This window comes from Enterobacter cloacae subsp. cloacae ATCC 13047 (assembly GCF_000025565.1).
GTDB classification, from domain to species: domain Bacteria; phylum Pseudomonadota; class Gammaproteobacteria; order Enterobacterales; family Enterobacteriaceae; genus Enterobacter; species Enterobacter cloacae.
Genome location: NC_014107.1, coordinates 92,216 through 115,417 on the forward strand (window position 1 = coordinate 92,216; position 23,202 = coordinate 115,417).

The window sequence follows — 23,202 nt, forward strand, 5'->3', positions numbered from 1 at the left end:
CAACCAAAGTAAGGAGATTGATCGTGAAATTTGACCCGCAAACTGTCGCACAGGCGAAGGCATTTGTAAATGCCCTCCGCGCCGGAAAACGCGCTCGCGTACCCGCGCTGCGCTTCTCACAGTGGCAGCCGTTCCTGTCCGTGGTAAATGCCGAAACGGGCTACGCCACCGATGCTGACTGTGGTCTGGCTGTCAGCGTCTACCCGGCGCTTGGACTGGCTTAACAGGAGACGGCCGCCTGCGGGCGGCCGGTAAGGAGAAACCATGTCACAACTGAGTTTTGAATCCCTGTTCCTGGCAGACCAGGCTGATCTGCAGCCGCGGGCTTCCGCACCGGCCCGGATGCTGTCGCCAGCTGAGGCGCGTAAACAGTTCGCCAGTGTGTTCCGGCAAACGGCGAAAAATATGCGCCGTTCCGAAGTGTTCAGTGACTTCATCACCCTGGCAGCCAGCGAGCTGGATCTGGCCCGTATTCGTTCGCCGGAGAACATCGAAAACAGCCGTCGCATCTGCGCACGGTATCAGCCGGACGATTTAGACGCCATGAAGCAGCTGTTCTGCCTGTTGGTTGAGGGGCTGGCGGGTGACATTCATGATTTCCTCGGCGCTCTGTATATGGAGCAGGAGCTGGGCGCGGACGAAATGGGGCAGTATTTCTCTCCGTCCTGCATCTCCCGTCTGATGGCCGGACTACTCATGCCCGGCGCTCAGGAGACGATAAAGCGTGAGGGGTGGATGACGCTCGATGAGCCAGCCTGCGGCAGCGCCGGTATGGTCATTGCCTTTGCATACTGGATGGCTGAAGCGGGATATAACCCGTCTGAACAGCTATATGCCACCTGCACCGACATCGATCCAATGGTGGCTGATATGGCCTTTATCCAGCTGGCTCTGCTGGGTATTCCCGCGAAAGTCGTGACCGGTAATACGCTGACCCTGAAAGCGAACCGCGTGCGTTACACCCCCGTGTATTACTTCAATGACTGGCAGGGCCGTCTGGCATTTCGCAGTCGTCTGGATGCAATGAAGAACTTTCTGGCCACCGTGGCCGCCTGACTGACAGAGCGGCAGGGCAGACCTGCCGCAGGGAGATAAAAATGACAAGCAACACACTGAACGCTGTTCCGGCGACCGTGCTGGAGACCATGGCAGAATGCCTCAACGGCCAGCCTGAACCGCTAAAAATCCGCAACAACGACGATCACGCTGCACTGGCTGCAGATGTGCTCTGGCAGTTTGCCCGAAAAACCGGGCTGAACAGGGAAAGCGAGAGCGTGCAAACCGTCATCACTGATTTTCTGGCCAATCTTCTGCACCTGTGCAAACAGTGCGATCCTGACGGGGCAGGTATCGACGGATTTAATGCCCTGCTGAATATGGCCATGATGCATTATGAGCAGGAAAACGGAGGTGACAGCGAAGAACCAGTTTGATCGGGAGTCTGTGCCCTGGTGGATGCCATCAGGGCAACCGCAAAAAAACGCTTCCCCTTCGGGGAAACAGGGAGGGCGAAAGCGCCTCCGGCGCTCCTGCCATTCCCCGCTACCGTACTTCTCTCCTTACCTGCCTTCAGAACCGGCGTCCTGCTGGTCAACTTTCTCAGCTGCAGCTTTGTTATGGCCATAACCCGAAAGCAGGGCAGGGCGATGGCCCCCTTCGGCTCCCGGCCCGCGTGGCGGTCCGGTCGTCGAGCCCCACTCCGCCAGGTCGGCTTCTGACGCACCCGCCGGGCTCCGCCGAACCCGCAAGCGGTTTCGGGCTGACGCTAGGGTCTGATGGCTGAGGTCAACCCCCTGGCTTGCACCGGCCGGAGGCCGGGCCGCCCTGAGCGCGCCGGCGGAGCCGTCGCTTTAAGGCCGCCACGCCGTTCCGCCGTGTCGGGTGCGTGCATCCTGTTCACCCGGTGAGGCCATCCCCCGTGCGTCCTCACGCGGAGGGCTGGTCGTAGCACCGTCGGGTCGTCATCCGAAGGGTGAAATGCACTCAGACAAAAGTTTTTGCGTGCCGCAAAAACTTTTGTCTGCGCCCTTCTCCTGCCACCCCGCCGTCGCTCCTTTTGCCCTTTGCCGCGAGAGAACTCACCAGGGAGATGGACAACCATCACCACAGGAGAAAACCAAAATGCACACACGAAACGTCAACGTCAAAACCGCCGCTCAAGAATCTACCGGAAGATGTGATTCAAACCTCACCACGTCCCAGTTCACGGATCTGTTCTGCTGGGTCCTGGCAGCATCGGAAGGGGAGCCACAACCGACAATTTTTACGCCGCCAGAGAATGCCACTGAGCTGACGTTAATTAATGACGAATGCCCGGATTATATCTCTGTCTGGGTTGTAGATGGTCGCCCGGTGGCAGCTGCAATGCCGCTGGATAATTTTCACCGCGTTATTCCTTCATCACTTACTAAATAATCAGGAGTAAATAAAAATGGTCAGTTTCGCAAGCCGCTATCGTATGCCTGTCTCGATCCGTAAAGACCGTCCGCTGACAAATGAGGAATTACAGCTCATCGTTCCGAGCGCGTTCTCATCGGATAAACACGATTCACGCTCTGAACGTTATACATATATCCCGACCATAAATATTCTTGACCGTTTACGTGATGAAGGGTTTCAGCCGTATTATGCAACGCAGTCACGCACACGTGACCAGGATAAACGAGAATTTACAAAACATATGCTTCGCCTGCGTCGTCATGACCAGATTAACGGGAAAGAAGTACCGGAAATTATTCTGCTGAATAGCCATGATGGTTCAAGCAGCTATAAAATGATCCCCGGTATGTTCCGTCAGGTTTGCAGTAATGGTCTGGTTGCATGGAAGGATTTTGGTGAAATCCGCGTACCCCACAAAGGGGATATTGTCGGGCAGGTTATTGAAGGCGCTTACACGGTGCTGAAAACATTTGACGCGGTTGATGAAAATATTGACCTCATGAAAAGCATTCAGCTTACTTTGCCTGAGCAGCGACTTTTTGGTGCGACCGCTCTGGAACTTAAGTACGATGGAAAACCAGCGCCGATTACGCCGGAGCAAATTATTAACCCACGCCGGGTACTCGACAGAGGCCAGGATTTATGGACCACGTTTAACGTAGTACAGGAAAATGTGATCCGTGGGGGGATTCGTGGCAGAACGCAAAAAGGGAAGGTGGCCAGAACGCGGGAAGTCACCGGAATTGATGGTGACATCAAATTAAATCAGGTGCTCTGGAAAATGGCGGAGGAGTTTGCAAAACTGAAGGCCTGAAAATTAAGCCGCTCAACAGAGCGGCTTTTTACTGCCCGCTATGTAACGAGGTCGTTTCCGCAATTTGCATTGCATGCTCCTTTCCCGCAGCTGGCGCCAGACGTTCAGAAAGTAGCTTTTTTCTGGCCAGCAATACACGATATATATTTTTGATATCCTGAGCATACGCCTTGCGCTGCGCAATGAGCTTTTTGCTCGGCCCCGTATTATACATCCCTACGCTGTCCCAGTTTTTTCCGTATGACCTGAAGTTGTGCGCCAGTACCCATGCACCCGTATAAACGCAGATGCATGGATCATTCAACAGTCGCTCACGGGTAATATTGAAATTTTTAAGTTTACCGTAATGGGAACTGTTCACCTGCATCCCGCAGACATCTTCTGTTCCATTCCTGTTTGATCCATTTATCGCACCCGGCTTAAGTCTGCTCTCTTTAATTGAAATTGACATAAGCAGCAGCGGATCAATTTGATAATCTTTCCCGGCCTGATCAAAGCACATCTGGGGAGCTGCGCCAGCAGACATGGAAAGGGTCAGCAATGCCGCAGGTAGTATCGATATTTTCATGGTTTGGCCTTTTAACGAAATACACGGGCTCTGGAGAGTCGCCTTAAAAAATACCCCGACGGATCGTCGTAATCAAGTTAATTCACTACAAACGCGCGTGAGCGCTCTCCTGAAGGGATTTAACACCCGTCCGAAATAAACATATCAGAGCAGTAGACGGTATTAACACGCCGCTCTTTATTAACCCCTTAAAACATCACACCCCACGCAAGACTTTGTCTTGCAGATTTTTCTTTTAATTTCAGGTGCATATCTGTGATAAATTTGCGCGTTATTGAAGTGTGACCGTCTAATGTCGCACACACCGACACTACACTATCGTATAATCCTGATACCTGTTAGTGTCGGTATGTCACACATGTATCGTACAATTGTAGATATGCTTTAATTACATTGAATTATATATCGCACAGTGTCACACTGTCGCACATCCTGGTGCTGGATTGTACTACTGTACAAAACAGAGATTCGCAGCAGTATCAACCCATTACACCTTTGCACAGCATTTTGATAAACCACCAACAGGCCATATGTAGTGTCGGTTCCGACACTAACTTAAAACAGGTAAGAAATATGGGAAGAGTCGGTATCTACCTTAAAGATAAAATTGAACGCGAGGTTCGCGATATTATTCAACAAGACCTGCAAAACGGTGCCACCGCAGGAGAAGCAAACATGTCAGCCACCTGCAACGAATTAATCAGGCTTGGGCTTCTGGTTTATAAACGCGATGGCGAGGATGGCAATCATTTCGATATAGAAGGATACCGAAGGGACCTCATAAGAAAAGCAGCAGGTTCACGCGAAGGTACAGTTCTTATTGCCACACTACTTGCTGAGATGTATTTAAAAATGACAGGAAAAGATGGCGAAGGAAGGTTGGAAGATACACTTGATATGATTTTAAACGGCATAAACACAGCCGAGGATGAGGCGGAAACAAGACACTTCATCAACGAAAAGAAATAAATCCACGAGCCGGAAACCCCGGCTCGAATCGATCACTGGGATGACTTTTCATCCCACGGAAGGTCACTTTTCTCCACCTCTCTTATTTTTTCCTTCAGAAACACCTCGAACTCCATACAAAGAACTTTAAGCGCCTGCGCATCCTCGTTCTGGTCAAGTAACCTTTCCGTAAAATAACCCAGCGTATTCATCAGACGGGTAAGCATTTCGTCATTAAGACTACGGTTATGAACCTTCGCCATCGCCCTGATTTCATCCGCGAGATTCTCAGGAATACGCATGCTGTAGCCAGTTGTTTTCCCTGGAAGTAAAATTCTTTCACCCTCACGCCACACCCACAACTGCTCCTGTTTGGGCGGGACTTTAACATCTTCCGCAACATCAACGGATTCACCATCAAGTAATTTCCCCAGCCACTCCTCAAATTTCACCGCCAGTGCAATGAGACGCTCACCCTCCGCATTTTTAATGACAGGCTTGCCTGGCTGGTAATTCAGCGACAATAAAAGCCTGGCAATAATTTCCTCATTCACGCTTCTGTTGCCAGCTCTGGCACATATTCTCAGCTCCATAAGCAGATTATCCGGAGCACGCAACCGCCACTCCACCGCTTCACCTGGCTGGAACTTACGTGGACGGCCGCGACCATCCAACAATTTCTCTTTAACTTTCATAGCTATAGATCCCGGAGGCCATTTCCATACTTTCTGGTCAACCAAGCCTACTCACTTACATATTCGGATAAATCTGAATGATTCCAAAAAGTGTGACATGTGTCACAGTTTTTTTTTTAGGGTCATGGGAAAATTGCGCCCGCGTAAACAAGCACTTACGCGAGTCACTTTTGTTTACTTCGGAGAAAACAATCATGTTAACCAAAGGCAGTGCCCTTAACGTCGGTAAGGGATGGGCGGTAGCGTCTTTATTCCGCAAAGCACGCGAAAATCGCCAGGCTAAATTTTACTTAAAGTCAGCAGGCGCTTTTTTAATTGCACTTATGGTCACTCACCCGGCATTTGCCGGCGGAACCGACCTTCTTTCCTCACAGAACACCACGGTTAATTCCACCTTCGGCTCTGGCTCTTCATTGATTAAATGGTTCTATATCGCCGAAATCATCATGGGCCTGTTTATTTACATCAAGGCCCGCTCACCGCTGGTATTCGTCGGTATCGTAATGGCAATCATCTTTACCCGTGTCGCCTTCGGCATCGCGAGTTAAACGATGAATGGGGAAGAAGATAAATATAACTTCCCGGAAACAATGAACCAGCAGGACCGCTATTTTGGCTTGCCAGTTGATGAGTTAATTGTTACCGCACCCCTTCTCATTCTGGGGGTGCTTAACAATCTGTCAGTTGAACTTGGCGTTATAGCGGGAATCCTCTGGTTCATCGTCAGATATCTGAAAAAAGGGCAGGGGTCGTACTGGTTACTTAATTTCTGTTACTGGCACCTGCCATCACTTTTATTCAAAGTAACCTTTCGCCAGATACCTGATTCTAGTTTCCGGCACTGGAGGGCATAGTTTTCATGAAACTGAATATTAAAGGAGAGCGCGATAAACAACTCCGCTATGCGTTTATTGGTCTTTCAGCTTTAACTTTACTTATGGGGGCAGGCAACGTACTGACAGGTTCGCTTGCATGGTATTTTGCCACCACCCAGAAAACCATTACCACACCATTAACATTTAACCGCCCCTTCGCATCAGATTCAAAAGGTGTCGATGCCCCAGGCCTGACACAATTCGCCGCCTCCTTTATTTACTGGCGACTGAACGTCACCCCGGAAAACATCGACAACAACCAGAAAATGATTCTTGGATTCGTCCCTTCCGACGAACGGGACGAACTCAAGAAAGCTCTGGATATTGAAGCTGAACGCATAAGGAAAGCAGGCATCTCCACTCAGTTCGACACGAAAGAAATTCGCGTCATGGATGATGGCTCCGTGCAGTACAGCGGAGTTCTGAAATCCTCCACCACTAACGGCGTAATCATCACGCCATTAAAAGACCAGGAAAAAACCTACCGCCTGAAACTGAGTTATGAGAACGGTGTGATTAACCTCCACAGCTTCGAAGAACTCCAGCCGGTATCCACCACCAACTAACAGGACTGCCCATGAAATTTCGTATTTCACCGGCAGCTGCTGCTGTGTTTCTGGCAGCGGGATTATTTAACAGCGGCCTCCGGGCCGCTTCCGCACCCGCAGCCATTCCGTTTGAGAACGACGCCGCCTTTAACGTCACTCTCAGCAACACCAACCCGAGCAAGGTTGTTGTCGACGGAGAACTCATTACCAGCATCAGCGGACCAACCGGTGCCTATGACCAGAGCCAGACCGACGACGGAGCACTCATTCTGTCTCCACTTGTCAGCCAGAACTTCACGCTGTTTATTCAGACCGATCGCGGCTCATCCCTGAGCCTTAACATCAGGCCGCAGCCAGGTAACGGGAAAACACTGCGCTTCACTCCGATGTCGCCACCACTTCGCAAGAACGACGATGCGAAGACATGGGAAGAAGGGCAGACCTACGAAAAAACACTGGTCGCACTGTCCCGCGCCGTAGTCAACGGTCAGGTGCCGGACGACTACCAGGAGTATCCGGTCAGCCGCATGCCTGCATACACACCCGCCAGTGATGTACGCCTGACACCGGAACGCCAGTTTGTTGGTAACCACCTGCGCGTTGTGCGCTACCGGATGAGCAACCCTGGCAGCATCACCCGCAGCCTGCGCGAGCGCGATTTCTGGCACAAGGGCGTCCGGGCCGTGATGCTGTCGCAGAACCAGCTTTATGCCGGTGGCGAAGGCTACGCCTGGATTGTGTTTTCAGATGACGGAGACACCCGCCCATGAGTCTGAATAAAAACCTGAAAACCCGGCGCAAACAGCTGGCCATTCTTGCCGCCGTTATCACGGGAGGCGCCGCCGCCACGAGCGGCGTTATCTGGTACGGGCAACATCAGCAGGAACAGAAACAGCCCGCGCCGGTCGCCACCCCAAACATGACCGGTGTGGTCACGGCAGCGTTTAACCAGCAGGTTAATGATGCCGCACTGGCACAGCAGCAGGCCAAGACCTCCGCACTTGAGGACAGGCTCGCCACGCTCACCCAGCAGTTTGCACAGAACAAGCTCACCACCGAGCAACAACTGGCCAAAAAGGATGAAGAAATTCAGCGCCTGAATGACCAGCTAACGAAAGCCCCCGGCAGCAAAACGACCACTGGCCAGCAGACACCACCTGCCGGACAGAACGGAACACCACTCCCCGGTCCCGTTGCTGCCGGTCAGGCCCGGCCACCCGAATATACTGTGACCCCCGCAGGCACACCGGCCGCCACTGGTGTGAATATGGGGCAGGGCGCAGCGTTCTACCCGGGCGGCTCTGGCCAGAGAATGACAGGCGGGCTGAGCACCACAAAGTTCAGCTATGAAAGCCTGAAGAAAAAGCCAACGAAACTGCCATGGATTCCGTCAGGCTCCTTCTCTGACGCCATCATGATTGAAGGTGCCGACGCCAACGCCAGTGTTACCGGCCAGCAGAACACCCAGCCCGTCACTATCCGCCTGCTGGGCAATATCCAGATGCCGAACAACAAAGAATACAGCGCCGACGGCTGCTTTGTGGTGGGGGAAATCTGGGGTGACATCTCCAGCGAGCGCGGGATTGTCCGGACGAAATCACTCAGCTGCGTACTGAAAAACGGCAAGCACGTCGATATGGAGTTCGATGGCCACGTCAGTTACCAGGGTAAAGGCGGTGTTCGCGGCAAGCCAGTCATGCGAAACGGCATGATTGTCGGCTACGCCGGTGCAGCAGGCCTCCTGTCAGGTTTTGGTGAAGGCATCAAATCTGCGGCAACACCTTCTGTCGGCCTCGGTGCCACTGCTGATGTTGGAGCTGCGGATGTGTTTAAGCAGGGCTTTGGCGGCGGAGCCAGTAAGGCGGCCGACACGCTGAGCCAGTACTGGATTAAGCGCGCCGAGCAGTATCACCCCGTGATTGATATCGGCGCTGGTAACCTGGTAACTGTGGTCTTCCAGAAGGGCTTCCGCCTTGAAACCATCGAGGATGCCGATGACGCGAAAGCGAAAGAGGAACTGCAGAAAGCCGGCAACGCCGCGCAGAACGCCGTGACTCCTCAGCCTGCGAGCCAGACCACTGCATCCAGCACCACCTCAGTGGGCAATATCAACCCGGATGATGTTCTCCGTCAGGCCAGTCAGCTGCGCCTCGGTGACACCATCAACTGATGAGGGATGAAGATGGACGCACGAAAATTACTGTTTTGGGCAACAACCCGATGGAGGCCAGCGCTGACATTCATCGTTTCATGGTCCATTTTGTTCGCCACTCTTTACTCCAGTTTTAAGTGGATACAGCTGACCGGATTAGTTATCTGGCTGGCTGGAAACCTTTTTCTTGCTGAATCAATTCCCGGGGGCATGGTTTGGCGTACGCTGCACCCTTCCCCCTCAGCACCTGAAGAAAAGGAGGGCAAATGAAAACAACAGCGCAGGGGGACGGGCCAGACCACAAAGCAAAGGATGTGAACCGTCGATTAAGGATAACAGTTAACTGGTTCTATTCGATTTGCTGGGTTCTCTGGTGGGTGGCGGTGATTGCAATCATTATCAAAGGAGTACGGGAGGAATACGCATTTCGCATCTTTGGTGCAATCTTCATGGCCATCGTCCTGATTCGTATACGACCTCCCATCTGGCCAGATGACTCCGCCGAACCCCTCCCGGGACCAAACGACAGTGACCAAAAGGAGGGCAAATGAAGGGACCACGCATAGATGACCGTATCAATTTTCTGAGGGGTATTGAACGGGACTGGAAAGACTGGTCTGCAGGAAAAAAAACAAAACCCCACTGGATATTTTTTGTAGGAGTATTAACCGCTACAGGGATGCTGATTTTTAGCTTCTGGTCAGGCAATCAGAGGCTTGCCGTGGCTTCCTTTGCTATTGGAATAGCATTTATTCTCGCCGGATTGTTACAGCCAGGTGAAACATGGGAAGAAAAAATACAGAAGAAAATTCGGGCATATGAGCCGCTTGATATTGATGCCATGCGTACCCTGGCCGTCTCTGTTTTTCATAAGGATGAGTTGATGCAGGAAGAACTCAGACAGTGGCTGGATGCGGAGTTCAGCGCCATTTCGGATGCCGTTCTTCGTGATGGGCGCCAGCCACATTCCGGCGACACCATTAACTAAGGAGGCACTGCATATGTCGTATAAAACCAGGCTGGATGTTATCGAAGAAGACCTGAACAAATGGCGTGCCGGGAAAAAGATTTACAAGTACCGGCGGTTTTTGATGCCCACAGCGCTCGCACTTCTGCCTTGCAGTATTTTTCTCTACGGTGTTTTTCATAATAAGGCTGTATTTGTCGTTCTGGGCTTCATGCTCGCCTTCCTCCTGTTCCGGCTCTTTACAGGAAAAGAAGATACCCCGGACACCTGGGAGGATCGAATCAATCAGGCATTGCTGTCCTACAGCCCAATGAATCAGGACGCGTTCGAAAAACTGTGCCGCACCGTAAATGAGAAGAGGGCAATAGAGCCTGATGATGTTGCTGTATGGCTCAAGGACGAAAAAGAAGCACGTGCGCTTTTCAGGCGTCAGCGAGATGAACGGCAACGCTACAGTTTCACTAAATGGCTGGATAAACGGGAGTCTGACCAGAAAGCTGAATGTAATGAGGAGGACAAATGAAGCGCACAACCGCAGTTGTGCTGATTCAGTACCCCTCATCTTGCTACCGCCGGGATGGGCAGCGCACTGGACTCTTTATTTGGGTCTGCGACCGGGCGCGGTGAAGAAAGCTTCCAGGTGGCAAAGAAAAAGGCCCTCGCTGATAAAGACCCCTGGCATGCCTGGCTGGAATTGTCTGCCAGTGACCCGGGCGATATCTCCAGCGATATCCGAGAACAATACAGCGAGCTGGCAGCTTCACTGGTTCTGAGCGCAACCCGGAAAAATAACGGTCAACGTAATTAATTTGTACCAGAACCTTCTCATTCGTTTTTCACCACAACCCTGAAATTCCAACCGGAGTTACCCCCATGAAAAAACTACTGGGTGCTGCACTGCTGTGCAGCGCACTGACCGGCTGCGCCGGTCTCAATTCTGATTTCGACTGTAACAAGACCGCGACCGATCAGTGCCTGACCACCGGTGAGGCCAATAAGCTGGCCGCTCAGGGTAAAAGTCTGGATGACCTGACGGCAGAGAAAACCGCAAAAAAGCCTGCGGGTGAAACCCTGCCGGCACTGCGCAATTCGGCACCGGTCGTGAATCCGTTCCGTCCTGTCTCCGTCGCAGCAACCGGAACCAGCGCCGCTAAGCCACTCACCACTGCGCCAGCGAAAACGTCCGGTTCACTGGTCACGCCGCTGGCCACGACCAGTCATGTGACCCCCGAGCCGGTTAACACGGCGGGCCGCGTTCCGGTTCAGCGTATTCCTGACGCCACGCAGCGCCTGTGGATTGCCCCCTGGGTGGACACGGACGATAACTTTCATCAGCCGGCTGTGGTCGAGTTCGTGAAAAACAAATCCCACTGGGATGAAGAAAGCTACCGCGTTATCGGGGAGGGTGGGGAATGAGCAGCCACTACGTTTCCGGCAGGAACGGCATCGATCATCCGGTGAAATCATTCACCCATACACGGAAAGGAACGGCGCAAATCACCGCCACACAGTCAGTCGATACCGACGATGAAACGCTGGCCGTTCTGAGCGTGAGCTGTGGTTGGCAGATTAAGACTGCCGGTGATGCAGCGCACACCGGGCAGATGAACGAAGAGAAACTGCGTCGCCTGGAATTAATCCGGGCCGCTGCGGAGGGTCGAAAATGAGTTTTGTCGACAACCTGATGGATATGCTGAAAAACGGGAAAGAGGAAGACGGTGCCGCTACGGCCCGCGAGAATCTTTCCCAGACATGGGGCTACCCGTCCCTGGTTGCGGCACTGCCGTACCGGTATTACGACGACATCAATGAGATTTTCGTCAACGCCGGCTCTGCAGGCTTCATCATGGAAGCCGCCCCGCTGCCTGGCGCGAACGAACAGGTGATGGCCGCGCTCGATGACATGCTGCGCAAAAAACTGCCCCGCCAGACTCCCGTCACCGTCATCATGCTTGCCAGCAAGTGTGTCGGGGAACGTATCGATCGCGGTGTGAGTAACGACATGTGGAAAGGAGGGATGGCCGATCACCTCAATAAAATCACCCGCGCGTTCTGGCAGCGCTCTGCGCTGCACGGCCTGGCCAACGAACGCGAATACCCGCTTTACCTGCGTAACTACCGCATCTTTCTTGTCTATGGCCAGCCGCTGAAGCGCGCTTCCCAGACGCAACGGGTGATTGATGATCTGGTTCAGATCCGCAACACCATCCGCGTCTCCCTGGGGGCCGCGCGCATCGACAGCGTGAACGTTGATGTGAACGGTTTCCTGTCCGCGGTACGCGAGCAGATGAACTACCGCCAGGAACAGGTGCTGACGTCCTCCGGGGACTACAACGAGGATGAAAAGCTGAACCGCCAGGTGGTTGATCAGGGGATAGGGCTTGATGTCTATCCGTCGCATCTCCGGATGACGTTACCCGAAACCATCGACGCGCGCGGGACTCGGTTGCCGGCATCGGCATGTCGCATCATTAACATGCAGCTTGCCAAAACGCCTAAACGCTTCGCCCTGTGGCAGGGGGCGGACAATCTGCAGAACATTCGCTTTCCTGACCTCGGAATACCCTGTCCCTTTATGCTGACCTGGACAACGGAGCTGGAGGAGCAGACCAAAAGCCAGAGTGAGGCATTTCGCAAAGATACTGACTTGTCCAAAAAGGCCAACTCAGCCTACGCCGCACTTTTTCCCGGTACCAAAAGAGCCGCAGAGGAATGGCGACGTACCCGTGAGCAACTGAACAATAACGAAATTGCACTCTGCAATACGTATTTTAACCTGACTCTGTTCGCGCCGGACAACAATACTGACGCACAGGCCTGTGAGCTGGCCGCCGTGAACGTGTTCCGCAAGAACGAGCTGGAGATGGTAACGATACAGTACCAGCAGATGCGTAACTGGCTGGCCGGCTTCCCGTTCGTCATGCAGGAAGGGATGTGGGAAGACCTGAAAACAACAGGCGCGACGCTGCGCGCCAAGTCATGGAACGCGGTGAGTCTGATGCCGGTCGTGGCAGAACGCCAGCTGTCGAATGTTGGTATGCCGCTGCCGACCTATCGCAACCAGGTCGCATTCTACGACATGTTTGGTGAGGAGAACGGCAGCACCAACTTCAACATCGCCGTGACCGGCACGTCTGGAGCGGGTAAATCCTTCCTGACGCAGGGTATCCTGCGCGACGTGCTGAATGCCGGGGGATACGCCTGGGTTATCGACATGGGTGACAGTTATAAAAACTACTGTCATCAGGCCGGCGGGGTTTATCTCGATGGCGCTAAACTGCGCTTTAACCCGTTCGCCAACGTCAAAGATATCAAGCACTCTGCTGAAGGGATTGTGCGTCTGCTGACGGTACTCGCCAGCCCGACGCAGCCGCTTGATGGCGTCTGCGAGGCGATCCTGCAGAAAGCGGTAATGGATGCGTGGGAGAAGAAGGCAAACAAAGCCCGTATCGACGACGTTCATAATTACCTGACCAATGAGGATGTGAATCAGGCGTTTGCAGACAAGCCAACCATCATCGCGCGTCTCGCTGAGCTGGCCATGCTGCTCGATACCTACTGCACCTGGGGACCGGACGGAGAATACTTTAACGCCGACACCCCGACGCTCGATGGTGAAACCCGCTTCGCGGTGCTGGAGCTGCTGAGCCTGGAAGACAAGCCGAAGCTGCTCTCCGCTATCCTGTTCTCGCTCATTCTGGCGATTCAGGAAAAGATGTACCACAGCCCGCGCGACCTCAAAAAAGTCTGCATCATCGACGAGGCCTGGCGTCTGCTGGGTGGCTCCAACCCGCACGCGGCACGGTTTATCGAAACCGGCTACCGCACCGTGCGTCGTCACCGTGGCGCGTTTATCACTATCACCCAGGGCATCAAGGACTTCAGCGCCAGTAAGGAAGCGGAAGCCGCCTGGAACAACAGCTCCACCAAAATCACCCTGTTGCAGGATGCTAAGGCGTTTAAACAGTACCTTGCCGATAACCCGGATCAGTTCTCGGACATGGAAAAAGAAGTTATCCGTGGCTTCCAGCCAGCCCTGCAGACCGGTTACAGCTCCCTGCTGATAAACGCCGGCGAATACAGCTCCTTCCACCGTCTGTTCGTCGACCCCGTCACCCGCGCCATGTTCAGCTCGCGTGGTGAGGACTTTGCCTTCATGCAGAAATTGCAGAAGGAAGCCGGGGCCACTGCGGAAGAAGCGGCATATCTGCTGGCGGAGAAGAAATTCGGCAGTGAACTTCGTGAGCTTGAAGAATGGGTGAAAGCAGCATGAGTGAACAACAGGACAAGCCGTATGAAGGCGATACCGTTAACGATGGGGCAACGATCGCCGGCAAAACATCCCGCTGGGTAAAAGCCGGCATGCTGGGGCTGGCGGGACTTCTGGCCATGACAGGTGTGGCATATATGACGGCGAAAGCCGTCACCCCGGAGGTGGTGGTCTTCGATATGAAGGGAACCGTTGACCTGTTTATGCAGCAGTCCGCGCAGCTGCAGCTCGATGAGGACAAAGCCCGGGTGCTGACAACGCGTTTCAATACCGCGCTGTCAGACAGTCTCGGTGAATGGCAGGCAGCACATAACGCCATCATTCTGGTGAAACCGGCGGTGATGAGTCCGCAGCGGGATATCACGAATGAGATCCGTGCCGACATTGCGCGCCGCACTCAGGGGGGCCAGTGAAAAGACGACTGAAGCTGATGGGGATGTTGCTGCTGATGCTCTCCGCCGGCAGCGGAGCGAAAGATCTCGGAACCTGGGGCAACGTCTTCGAGCCTGCAGAGCAGGACATGCTGGCGTTTATCCAGAATCGCCTGAAGGGAATGGAGCAGACGGGCGAACTTGACCGCCTGCGCAAAGAGGCAACGGAAAGAGTGAAGGAGCATGCGGTACGTCCGACGCCGGTGGAAGGGCTCACGAAAGCGAAGGAATACCGCAGCTTTGCCTGGGACCCGACATTTACCGTGATGGAAACGATCACTGACATGCAGGGCAACGTGATCGCCCGGAAGGGCGATACGGTCAATCCTCTGGATAAGGTGCCTTTCAACCAGGTGCTCTTTTTTATCGACGGCGATGATAAGGAGCAGGTGAACTGGACCCGACAGCAGCTCGCCGGTCAGACCAGCGTGAAGGTCATCCTGGTGAAAGGCAACATCAAAGAAACCAGTGATGCGCTTAATGAACGTATCTACTTCGACCAGTCTGGCGTACTGACCCGTAAATTCGGTTTTGAACACATCCCCGTGCGGATATCGCGCGATGGCCGCGTGATGAAAGTGGAAGAAATTCCGGTATCAGGAGCAAAAAAATGAGTGCAACAACGTTAGGTGACCTGTTTCCCGAAATGCGTCAGGTGGCCATATCCCATCGCCGTTACGCCAGAAAACCGCGTACACCCGCAGAGATAACTCCGCGCATGGGAACAGCAGAACGGCTGAAGACGCTGTACCCCGAAATTGACTCCTGGCATCCGGTACTGGTGACCAAAGCCTGGCTCCACTGGTGTGAGCAGAACCAGCAGGACAGCCGGGAGCCGTCGAAACGTGATGAACGTTTCCCGGACTACATCATCCACCTCTTACTGGAGAACATGCGGGCCGAGGACAGCGCGAAACGTAAAAAAAGGCCGTCTATGTCTCTTTCTGAGCGCCTCGACAGGTTGTTCGCAGGCGAAGGGCAGGAGAACGCAGAATGTCACTGAGACACAATACTGGAACCAAAGGCAGTGAAGAGGAAGTGAATCGCCTCTGTCAGCTGTACCCTGAAATTGCATCATGGCAACCGGCGCTGATCACCGGTGCCTGGAATCAGTGGTGCGCTGAGAACCCGCATCTGCCGGCGATGCCGGAAAAACGTGACGAGGCGTTTCCCCTGTACCTCGTCAGGCTTATCCGCAACAGAATGGAGGAGATGAACGCATGGCGTTAATCAGCTGTTTCACCAGTCCCCAGGGACTGCAGGGGATGCTCACCTGTTTGCGCGATACTGAGGGCATGACCGGTATTCTTGTCGTCGTTGCGCTACTCGCTGGCTGGATTGCTGTTCAGTATTTTGCAGATGCACGGTGTGTACGTCAGGCGTGGGAGAGCAGACCGGGATTACCTGTCCCTCTGGCGCAATTTGGCAGTGCCCGACATGCCGATGCGGTTCATGCCTTTGCTAACCGGGAATTATACCAGGCGATGCTTCGCGGGCTGGAAAACGGTCTGACTGAAACGGGCTACAAACTGACGCGTGATAGATCCCGGCGTGTGGTGGCAATACCACTGGAACACAGACTGACGATCAGTCGCTGGGTTTTTCGGGCGCGGCAGTGGTACATGTCGCCAGGAATGTCTGAACAAAGGACGAAAGACATTGAAGATGACGCGGTGAACGACGGGTACGCTGGCATGCTGCTCAATGTACTTATCCGTGGATGTGCTCATGAGGGCTGGTACATTACAGAACCGGTACCAGAATTCACCCCGACATCCTTTCCGCTAAAACAGGTATCCATCAATGTCAGGGCCACACAGGCTGTACTGACCAGCGATGTGGTGAGCATCATCAATGACGTTGCTGGAAAAGTGAGAATGCAGCCATCTTTCCCCCATCACCCGACGTGTACTGTCGCTGACGTGGTGAACAGCGGGCTGAATTATGAGGTCCGGCAGCAGGAGATTGACGAGCCGCCTGGCTGGTTTAATTCTCCTGCGGGATGTGAGCTACCGGACGATATCACCGAAGGACATTCTCCACTCTTCATGACATCTGGACACCGGCATTTCATTGTCCGGGTGCAGGGAGGGAGATTTTATACACAGGGTACGCTTGCTTTCTTTATAGAGCAGGCCGCACACAGGATTGCACAGGGTGAAGTCAGCGGAGCGTGCTACGAAGATGACAGCGGCTATGCTTTTGCCGTGACGCCTGCAAAAAACACGCCCTGATACAACCGCGCTGCCCTTCAGGATGTTCGGTGCTCACTGCGTTGCGCTCCGCCTCAGCCTGAATGTCATCCCGGTTTCCGATTAACCCCCGACCAGGTAACGCCATGAAAAAAGACCCTGATACTGAAAAGGGCCGGAATGTTACAGCCGTTCGTCATGATGAAAAATCGGCTTTACGGCTTAAGGCCATTCTCGCAGAAAATCCCCTTTATTATCCCTCAATCGTGTTAAGAGCAGGCCTGCTGGCTCTTGAGGATATGTCCAAAGAGCAGCGGCTGACATTCATCATGAAAGCGGCTGATAAAGCGAAAAACCACTGACCATTTCTTAAGCCCTCCCGCCGTCCGGTGGCTGCGGCACGCCCGGAGATACCCCATGACTCACCCTGAAACGCTCAGGCCGGTGACGGTTACCCGTGACCGCAACGGCTTCTGGACGCACCCTCATTATTTTGCCCCCGCCAGTGATGAGGCCACGCAGACTGAATTTAGTGACTGGATGCGACAGCACAGGCTGACCTGCGCCACCCGCTGGATGGAAAATGACGCGCCTCCCCATGTTATCGCGGCCTGGGAAAAGGGCATACAGGACGTCAGTGACTGGCATCCCTCAGCGCCAGAGGGCGAGGGCTGGTTCATGGGCTCCATTCATGACACTGAGGATGGCCCGGTTTGTGTGTGGCTCCGGGAGGTGAAATGAAGCACTTTTCATGGCTGGCCGGTGTGTTGCTGGTTCTTATTTCCTGGATGCCATCCCAGGCAACGGCCGCAGCCAGTAATGCCGGTGACGGCAGATGGGTGAATCCGATCACGGACGTTTGCTGGAAGTGCCTGTTTCCAATGACGCTCGGTAATATCCAGCTGGCATCCGGGCCACAGAAAGACACGTCCAACCCGTCTTCACCCATCCAGATTTGCCCGGTGGGGATTCTGTACCGCATCGGTCTGGCCATCGGATTCTGGGAGCCGATGGCCATGGTGGACGTGACCCGTGAGCCGGGCGTCATGGTTAACATGGGCGGCTTTAAAATCGATCTCGGGCGAACGGGTACGGGAACCGCAGGTCAGAGTGACAGGCCCGCAGCTGGTACGTTCTACCACGTCCACTGGTATAAGTACCCGCTCATTTTCTGGCTGAACATCATCACCAGTCTGGGTTGTCTGCAGACCGGCGACATGGATATCGCCTATCTTTCCGAAGTCGATCCTCTCTGGAATGACAGCACGCTCTCAATGCTGATCAACCCCGAAGCCGCACTGTTCGGCAACCTGATAGCTCAGGGCGCGTGCGCAGCTGATGCCGCCGCCGCTTCAGCGGGTCTGCCGCTCTCGCCGTTGTTCTGGTGTGCAGGGAGTCAGGGGTCAATGTACCCGCTGACGGGCTATACCAGTGGTGAGTTTTCTCCGCTTGAGGCCTCTCTGCTGGTTGGCGAGCGAATGGCATTCAAGATGCATCGAGAGGGGCTGGTCTGGAATTCTATTGGTGCAGATAACGCAGTATGTAACCAGTATCCGTCACCGATCATCCCGAAAGAACGATGGCGATATCAGATGGTGAACATGTATCCCGAGACGAACAACTGTCATCCCTTCGGGGCCAGTACGCAGCTGTGGGGTACAAAGCACAATTCCCCGTCCTCCAAAAAGAACTTCGGCTATCTCTTCTGGCGCAAACGTAACTGCGTCTTCCTCTAAGGACATGACAATGAAAAACGCTTATCTCCGGGTGCTGACGATCGGCGTCCTGATTGCTTTCGCGCCGCTGGCTCTGGCGAGCGCCCAGACCGATATTTCCGTTTCCGACCATAGCTGGATCAAAGGTCAGCAGGACGCGCTGGCCGCCATGAAGGAAGACCTGCAGGGCCATCCGGCAACAGATTGGTCTGTGTTGCCACAGCGACAACAGGATCTGATTAGCCGCCTGCAGGGCGATATCGCCGCGCAAACCAACGCTATGGGGGAAAAAGACACGTTCCCGGCTATTTACTTTGTGAGCCTCGGTATTCCGCGCGAAGGTCTGCTGTCCATGCTGAAGGATGCCCGTCGTTTCAACATACCGCCAACGTTGCGTGGACTGGTCAATAACGACATGCGACAGACTGCGGCGGCCATGTTTGAGCTGAATAAGGAGGACAAGGACGCCGGCGTACAAATCGATCCAACGTTATTCACTCAGTACAACATCACCACGGTGCCCGCCCTGGTGGTGACCTGCCCTGGCCATCATGACGTTATCCGGGGAAGTCTGCCCCTGCAGCAGGCGCTGGAAAAGGTGGCAGAAAGCGGTGATTGTGCAGCAACAGCCCGCCATCTCCTGGAGGCTGCCAGATGAAAAAACTCCTTTCAACGATGCTGATGCTTTTCCCGCTCCTGGCTGGTGCAGCCGATCCAGCCTTTGAGGCGGGTGCGAGTTTTGGCAAGGGCAATGCCTCCGCCGGTACGGGGGTCCTGAAAAATCCGGGTACCGTCACAGGAACAATACCAGGCTATACCGCTAACCCACCGGAGAAAGGGTATTACGGCGGTGTGAATGGCGGCGACGGCGGACTGGCAAACAAAGGGCAGGCGGCCTTGCAGGGAAATGATGCGGCACAGTCGGTGATCAGTTCCGGTACCAAAAACCCGGCCCCCACAATTGACCCGAACGCCCCCTTTATTACCATCGGAAAAAATGCGGAGGGTACGGCAGGCGGGATCATGAATGGCACCAGTCAGCAGTGTAAGGAGACGACGGTATCAAAATCGACGTTTGAGAACTTTACCTGCGATCGGGATGTGGCCACCATCCAGACGTGCGGAAGAACAGCCAGTATCACCGGGCATTATGAGGATAACTACAGCTATAAGACCATCACCATTGATTCAGACAATCTGGACGTCAGCAGCCCGGAAGTGTCGTACAGCATGCCGGAAGGAACGGTGTATTCAGCGACGATGAATTACACGTTCAAGAAACATTTAGCGTTCAGCAACGATCTCTGGTTCCTGAACATTACGGCTCTCGGTTCACTGATGACGATGTACGAAACCTCCGGGTCGTATGACCTGCCCCCGGGTAAGAGTTTTACCGAAGGAGAGAAGCTGACCATCACGTTTAATAACAAACAAAAAGTACCCGAAAGGGTTGCCAGTATCTGGGAGATGGGTAAAACCAACCATATGTACCATTTTGTCATCACCATCGTTTACCGTACCGGTACAAAGGTTTGGGTTCCGCAGACGACCTGGACTGAAAGCTGTGGTTTTGACAAAAAAACGGCGCTGTCCAGTGCTGGCAGTACCTGTACTGAGCCTGGTGGCACCCGTACGGTAATCGTTGACGGCAAGGAGTACAGCCAGACAAACAGTTGCTGGGCCTGGTCGGATGAATACGTGACGGGTACCAGTTCCCGGGGAAACTGCGGTTCACTGATGGATAATCCCGCCTGCACACTTTCTTCACATACCTGCACAACAACGGAATCCGGGGTATGTACTCACCAGTCGGAGACGTATCAGTGTCAGAAAACGTGGTCATCCAGTGGTCTTGTCTGCGGCGGGGAATACATCTGCAAGTCCGGGGCCTGTGATGAGACCAATGGTACCGGTGATAACGGGTTTGATACGGCAGTGGCCAAACTTGCGGGCCTGGCCTCTGCGGCAGAAGATGTCAGGGATCAGAACAGCACTATAGATGTCAGAGCGTTCACGGGTAAGGCCATGAGCTGCCGCAAAGCGTTTGCTGGCTTCTCAAACTGCTGTAAGGACTCAGGATGGGGACAGGATACCGGGCTGGCAGCCTGTAACGATGATGAACTTGCTCTCGGTAAGGCGAAAGCCAAGAAGATAACCGTTAGCTTGGGTGAACGTTGCGACCGTAAGGTGCTGGGAGCCTGCATTCAGAAAAGTAAGGTTTACTGTGTGTTTGACGGCAAGCTTGCCCGCATCATTCAGGAGCAGGGGCGTCGCGACCAGTTAGGTGTGAAGTTTGGCAGCGGTGACAGCCCGGACTGCCGGGGGATCACGGTTCCGGAACTGCAGAGTATCGACTTCGACAAAATCAACTTCTCTGACTTCTACGAGGATTTGATGAAGAACCAGAAAATCCCCGATACCAGCGCGCAGGTCAAGCAGATTAAGGATCGCATCGCCGCGCAGGTGAACCAGCAGGGAGGTGGCAAATGAAGCGTGTCCTCTGTGGCCTGCTTATGGCGCTGGCGAGCCATACGGCACTGGCCGATGAGATTGTGACGCCGGCTGAGCCGTTCACCGGCTGGTCCTGGTACAACGAACCGAAAAAGCCCCCTGAGCAGCCCCGGAAACCGCAGCAGCCAGCACCGCAGGCCATTCCGGATCTCAGCAAAATGTCCCCGATGGAGCAGGCCAGGGTGCTGAAAGGGTATACACAGGAGGCGCTTAACCGCGCCATCCTGTACCCCTCAAGGGAAAACACGGCGACGTTCCTGCGCTGGCAGAAGTTCTGGACGGACCGGGCATCGATGTTCAGCCAGTCCTTTGCGGCGGCGCAGCTGAGCCATCCGGACCTCGACTACAACCTGGAGTATCCGCACTACAACAGCATGGCGCCGTTTATGCAGACCCGTGACCAGCAGACGCGGCAGAGCGCCGTGGAGCAGCTTGCGCAGCAGTACGGTCTGTTCTACTTCTACCGGGGCAGTGACCCGATTGATGTGCAGATGGCGGGCGTGGTGGCTGACTTTGCGAAAACCAACGGGATCTCACTCATTCCGGTCTCGGTTGACGGACAGGTGGCGGCCACCCTGCCGCAAAGCCGTCCGGACACCGGACAGTCCCGGTCGATGAATATCACGCACTTTCCGGCGCTCTTCCTGGTTGACCCGCGCAACCAGAACTACCGTGCCCTGTCCTATGGCTTCATGACCCAGGATGACCTGTCAAAACGATTCCTGAACGTGGCCACCGGCTTTAAACCCAATTCCTGAGAGCCTTTTATGACAAAAACACTGTTTACCCTCATCCGCGATGCAGGGCGGGCTGCCCTGTATTCCTTCGTCCTCGGCCCGGCACTGGTGCTGTATGTGTTTGTGATGCTGGCGGCATCAGACGGCTCACTTTCCCGGCAATTCCTGACGACCTTTCATCACCTGACTGAGGGTGCGCCTGCCGGCAAGGTGATGGGATGTGTTAATGAACATGAGATGGCAGGGCGTTTCTCGCCACCTGAACCCGGAGAGTCGTTAAAGCCCGTGCCTTCCGTTTTAGATAAAGCACCGCCTGAAGTGTTATGTCAGCTCGGGCCCGTTGACAGCGATTCGTGGGCGCGTACGACAGATGCAACGTTGCTCAACACCTGGATTATCTCGGTGATGTTTGGCTTTGGTGTGTGGTTTGTTTTATATGGCCTGTCCCGGGCCGCTCAGCGTCGCATTTCACCAGACACACATTCTGTACTGGTACGGCAGAACAAGGAGACACAGGAATGAAACCAACTCTTCTCGCAGGACTGATTTTCTGGGGCATGATGGCGCGCGTACTGAGCGAGCTGATGACCTGGTCCGTGGAGCATACACAGCAGGGCCTGCTGTGGCTGTGCAATGGGATGTGGGCCGGGGCGGCTGGCATGGTGATTTATGCAGGTTATCGCTGGTACCGTGACGAAAGAGGGCAAACGCATAAGGAAGGCGATCATGAACATTAAAACCGGACTCACGGCTCTGCTGATGTGCCTGCCCCTGCTGGCGAACGCCGGGGCGCGCGAGGAGTTAATGGCGCTTGAAGCGACAAAAACAACCTCTGCTGACGCTGCAGCCATCACCGCCTCCACCATTCCGGTACCTGCGCCGGCCAGCCTGATGGCGCTGCCGGACGGACGTCGGGCTAACATGAAAGATTATGCCGTGGTGCTTTTTATGCAGGCACACTGCCAGTACAGCGCGAAGTTTGACCCGCTGCTGAAGGGCTGGGCTGATGAGCATTCTGTCAGGGTTTATCCATACACCCTGGACGGCGGCGGTGATGTGTCTTACCCGACGCCGATGATCCCGCGCAAGACGGACCCGAATTCTCCCATTGCAGACGAGATTGTCACCTTCTTCGGAAACGGGCTGCCGATTGCGACACCAACGGCCTTTATGGTCAACGTTAACACCCTGAAAGCCTACCCGCTGACCCAGGGTGTGATGGACATCCCCGCTCTTGAGAGCCGTATGGCCAGCCTGATTCAGGCTGACATGGACAACGTCGATCCGAAAACGCTGCCGCCCATGCCGGCAAGTGCGCAGGTCACCCCTCAGTAATACAA

At 54.3% G+C, this 23,202-nt stretch carries 34 protein-coding genes; 32 read left to right on the top strand and 2 right to left on the bottom strand.

Annotation, left to right across the window (positions count from 1 at the left end; all coding sequences use genetic code 11):
* The first annotated feature begins 23 nt into the window (after positions 1-23).
* From ECL_RS26345 to ECL_RS26365, 5 genes are all read left to right on the top strand, one after another.
* Positions 24-224, top strand: a complete 201-nt coding sequence (locus tag ECL_RS26345) for a hypothetical protein (protein WP_013087182.1) — start codon at positions 24-26, stop codon at positions 222-224.
* A gap of 40 nt (positions 225-264) precedes the next feature.
* Positions 265-1,056: an N-6 DNA methylase gene (locus ECL_RS26350; protein ID WP_013087183.1), complete on the top strand. Its 792-nt coding sequence runs from the start codon at positions 265-267 to the stop codon at positions 1,054-1,056.
* 41 nt (positions 1,057-1,097) lie between these two features.
* Positions 1,098-1,433, top strand: a complete 336-nt coding sequence (locus tag ECL_RS26355; RefSeq protein WP_013087184.1) for a hypothetical protein — start codon at positions 1,098-1,100, stop codon at positions 1,431-1,433.
* A gap of 544 nt (positions 1,434-1,977) precedes the next feature.
* Complete coding sequence (locus tag ECL_RS26360; protein WP_013087186.1) at positions 1,978-2,415, top strand: hypothetical protein; 438 nt, start codon at positions 1,978-1,980, stop codon at positions 2,413-2,415.
* A gap of 16 nt (positions 2,416-2,431) precedes the next feature.
* Entirely contained in the window at positions 2,432-3,253 is an 822-nt protein-coding gene (locus tag ECL_RS26365) for a DUF932 domain-containing protein (RefSeq protein WP_013087187.1), read from the top strand.
* A gap of 28 nt (positions 3,254-3,281) precedes the next feature.
* Here ECL_RS26365 and ECL_RS26370 read toward each other — a convergent pair whose 3' ends face one another.
* A complete protein-coding gene (locus ECL_RS26370) occupies positions 3,282-3,821 on the bottom strand; it encodes a lytic transglycosylase domain-containing protein (RefSeq protein WP_032662327.1) in 540 nt (179 codons plus the stop codon).
* Between the two features lie 573 nt (positions 3,822-4,394).
* Between ECL_RS26370 and ECL_RS26375 the strand changes: the two genes are divergently transcribed.
* Positions 4,395-4,790 carry a relaxosome protein TraM gene (locus tag ECL_RS26375; RefSeq protein ID WP_013087191.1) on the top strand — a complete coding sequence of 132 codons (396 nt, stop codon included), beginning with the start codon at positions 4,395-4,397 and terminating at the stop codon, positions 4,788-4,790.
* A 32-nt stretch (positions 4,791-4,822) separates the two neighbouring features.
* Here the strand turns inward: ECL_RS26375 and ECL_RS26380 are convergent, their stop codons facing one another.
* Positions 4,823-5,464, bottom strand: coding sequence for an Arc family DNA-binding protein (locus tag ECL_RS26380; protein ID WP_013087192.1), 642 nt, complete (start codon positions 5,462-5,464; stop codon positions 4,823-4,825).
* 194 nt (positions 5,465-5,658) lie between these two features.
* On the opposite strand from ECL_RS26380, the gene ECL_RS26385 reads away from it, so the two are divergent.
* The 26 genes from ECL_RS26385 (at position 5,659) to ECL_RS26510 (ending at position 23,197) form a co-directional block, all read left to right on the top strand.
* Positions 5,659-6,012 carry a type IV conjugative transfer system pilin TraA gene (locus ECL_RS26385; protein WP_013087194.1) on the top strand — a complete coding sequence of 118 codons (354 nt, stop codon included), beginning with the start codon at positions 5,659-5,661 and terminating at the stop codon, positions 6,010-6,012.
* 3 nt (positions 6,013-6,015) lie between these two features.
* Entirely contained in the window at positions 6,016-6,318 is a 303-nt protein-coding gene (gene traL, locus ECL_RS26390; RefSeq protein ID WP_013087195.1) for a type IV conjugative transfer system protein TraL, read from the top strand.
* A gap of 5 nt (positions 6,319-6,323) precedes the next feature.
* Positions 6,324-6,905, top strand: coding sequence for a TraE/TraK family type IV conjugative transfer system protein (locus tag ECL_RS26395; RefSeq protein WP_013087196.1), 582 nt, complete (start codon positions 6,324-6,326; stop codon positions 6,903-6,905).
* Positions 6,906-6,916: 11 nt separating this feature from the next.
* Complete coding sequence (traK, locus tag ECL_RS26400) at positions 6,917-7,657, top strand: type-F conjugative transfer system secretin TraK (RefSeq protein ID WP_013087197.1); 741 nt, start codon at positions 6,917-6,919, stop codon at positions 7,655-7,657.
* A complete protein-coding gene (gene traB, locus ECL_RS26405) occupies positions 7,654-9,057 on the top strand; it encodes an F-type conjugal transfer pilus assembly protein TraB (protein WP_013087198.1) in 1,404 nt (467 codons plus the stop codon). The genes traK and traB overlap by 4 nt, the downstream gene beginning before the upstream one ends.
* 248 nt (positions 9,058-9,305) lie before the next feature.
* A complete protein-coding gene (locus ECL_RS26410; protein WP_013087200.1) occupies positions 9,306-9,590 on the top strand; it encodes a hypothetical protein in 285 nt (94 codons plus the stop codon).
* Positions 9,587-10,027 carry an MgtC/SapB family protein gene (locus tag ECL_RS26415; RefSeq protein WP_013087201.1) on the top strand — a complete coding sequence of 147 codons (441 nt, stop codon included), beginning with the start codon at positions 9,587-9,589 and terminating at the stop codon, positions 10,025-10,027. The genes ECL_RS26410 and ECL_RS26415 overlap by 4 nt, the downstream gene beginning before the upstream one ends.
* A 13-nt stretch (positions 10,028-10,040) precedes the next feature.
* A complete protein-coding gene (locus ECL_RS26420) occupies positions 10,041-10,529 on the top strand; it encodes a hypothetical protein (protein ID WP_013087202.1) in 489 nt (162 codons plus the stop codon).
* Positions 10,530-10,646: 117 nt separating this feature from the next.
* Entirely contained in the window at positions 10,647-10,814 is a 168-nt protein-coding gene (locus ECL_RS26425) for a hypothetical protein (RefSeq protein WP_155404428.1), read from the top strand.
* A gap of 65 nt (positions 10,815-10,879) precedes the next feature.
* On the top strand, positions 10,880-11,422 hold the full coding sequence (gene traV, locus ECL_RS26430; protein WP_013087204.1) for a type IV conjugative transfer system lipoprotein TraV: 543 nt from the start codon (positions 10,880-10,882) through the stop codon (positions 11,420-11,422).
* Complete coding sequence (locus tag ECL_RS26435; protein WP_013087205.1) at positions 11,419-11,673, top strand: hypothetical protein; 255 nt, start codon at positions 11,419-11,421, stop codon at positions 11,671-11,673. Before traV ends, ECL_RS26435 begins: the two co-directional genes overlap by 4 nt.
* Positions 11,670-14,279, top strand: coding sequence for a type IV secretion system protein TraC (traC, locus tag ECL_RS26440; protein ID WP_013087206.1), 2,610 nt, complete (start codon positions 11,670-11,672; stop codon positions 14,277-14,279). Before ECL_RS26435 ends, traC begins: the two co-directional genes overlap by 4 nt.
* On the top strand, positions 14,276-14,689 hold the full coding sequence (trbI, locus tag ECL_RS26445) for a type-F conjugative transfer system protein TrbI (RefSeq protein ID WP_032662369.1): 414 nt from the start codon (positions 14,276-14,278) through the stop codon (positions 14,687-14,689). The genes traC and trbI overlap by 4 nt, the downstream gene beginning before the upstream one ends.
* The gene (gene traW / locus ECL_RS26450; protein ID WP_013087208.1) at positions 14,686-15,321 is read left to right on the top strand and encodes a type-F conjugative transfer system protein TraW; all 636 of its coding nucleotides are present in this window, start codon (positions 14,686-14,688) and stop codon (positions 15,319-15,321) included. The genes trbI and traW overlap by 4 nt, the downstream gene beginning before the upstream one ends.
* The gene (locus ECL_RS26455; protein ID WP_013087209.1) at positions 15,318-15,710 is read left to right on the top strand and encodes a hypothetical protein; all 393 of its coding nucleotides are present in this window, start codon (positions 15,318-15,320) and stop codon (positions 15,708-15,710) included. The genes traW and ECL_RS26455 overlap by 4 nt, the downstream gene beginning before the upstream one ends.
* Complete coding sequence (locus ECL_RS26460; protein WP_013087210.1) at positions 15,701-15,937, top strand: hypothetical protein; 237 nt, start codon at positions 15,701-15,703, stop codon at positions 15,935-15,937. Before ECL_RS26455 ends, ECL_RS26460 begins: the two co-directional genes overlap by 10 nt.
* Complete coding sequence (locus ECL_RS26465; RefSeq protein WP_013087211.1) at positions 15,928-16,941, top strand: hypothetical protein; 1,014 nt, start codon at positions 15,928-15,930, stop codon at positions 16,939-16,941. The genes ECL_RS26460 and ECL_RS26465 overlap by 10 nt, the downstream gene beginning before the upstream one ends.
* Positions 16,942-17,045: 104 nt before the next feature.
* Entirely contained in the window at positions 17,046-17,261 is a 216-nt protein-coding gene (locus ECL_RS26470) for a hypothetical protein (protein WP_013087212.1), read from the top strand.
* A gap of 55 nt (positions 17,262-17,316) precedes the next feature.
* A complete protein-coding gene (locus ECL_RS26475; RefSeq protein ID WP_013087213.1) occupies positions 17,317-17,640 on the top strand; it encodes a hypothetical protein in 324 nt (107 codons plus the stop codon).
* Positions 17,641-17,687: 47 nt separating this feature from the next.
* Positions 17,688-18,635, top strand: a complete 948-nt coding sequence (gene traU, locus ECL_RS26480; RefSeq protein ID WP_395314219.1) for a conjugal transfer pilus assembly protein TraU — start codon at positions 17,688-17,690, stop codon at positions 18,633-18,635.
* 10 nt (positions 18,636-18,645) lie between these two features.
* Positions 18,646-19,272, top strand: a complete 627-nt coding sequence (gene trbC, locus ECL_RS26485; protein WP_013087215.1) for a type-F conjugative transfer system pilin assembly protein TrbC — start codon at positions 18,646-18,648, stop codon at positions 19,270-19,272.
* Positions 19,269-21,104, top strand: a complete 1,836-nt coding sequence (gene traN / locus ECL_RS26490) for a type-F conjugative transfer system mating-pair stabilization protein TraN (protein ID WP_013087216.1) — start codon at positions 19,269-19,271, stop codon at positions 21,102-21,104. The genes trbC and traN overlap by 4 nt, the downstream gene beginning before the upstream one ends.
* Complete coding sequence (traF, locus tag ECL_RS26495; protein ID WP_013087217.1) at positions 21,101-21,883, top strand: type-F conjugative transfer system pilin assembly protein TraF; 783 nt, start codon at positions 21,101-21,103, stop codon at positions 21,881-21,883. Before traN ends, traF begins: the two co-directional genes overlap by 4 nt.
* Before the next feature lie 9 nt (positions 21,884-21,892).
* A complete protein-coding gene (locus ECL_RS26500; RefSeq protein WP_013087218.1) occupies positions 21,893-22,384 on the top strand; it encodes a hypothetical protein in 492 nt (163 codons plus the stop codon).
* Positions 22,381-22,599 (top strand): hypothetical protein, encoded by a 219-nt coding sequence (locus ECL_RS26505; protein WP_013087219.1) that lies wholly within the window; start codon positions 22,381-22,383, stop codon positions 22,597-22,599. The genes ECL_RS26500 and ECL_RS26505 overlap by 4 nt, the downstream gene beginning before the upstream one ends.
* Positions 22,589-23,197 carry a type-F conjugative transfer system pilin assembly thiol-disulfide isomerase TrbB gene (locus tag ECL_RS26510; RefSeq protein WP_013087220.1) on the top strand — a complete coding sequence of 203 codons (609 nt, stop codon included), beginning with the start codon at positions 22,589-22,591 and terminating at the stop codon, positions 23,195-23,197. Before ECL_RS26505 ends, ECL_RS26510 begins: the two co-directional genes overlap by 11 nt.
* Positions 23,198-23,202: the final 5 nt, after the last annotated feature.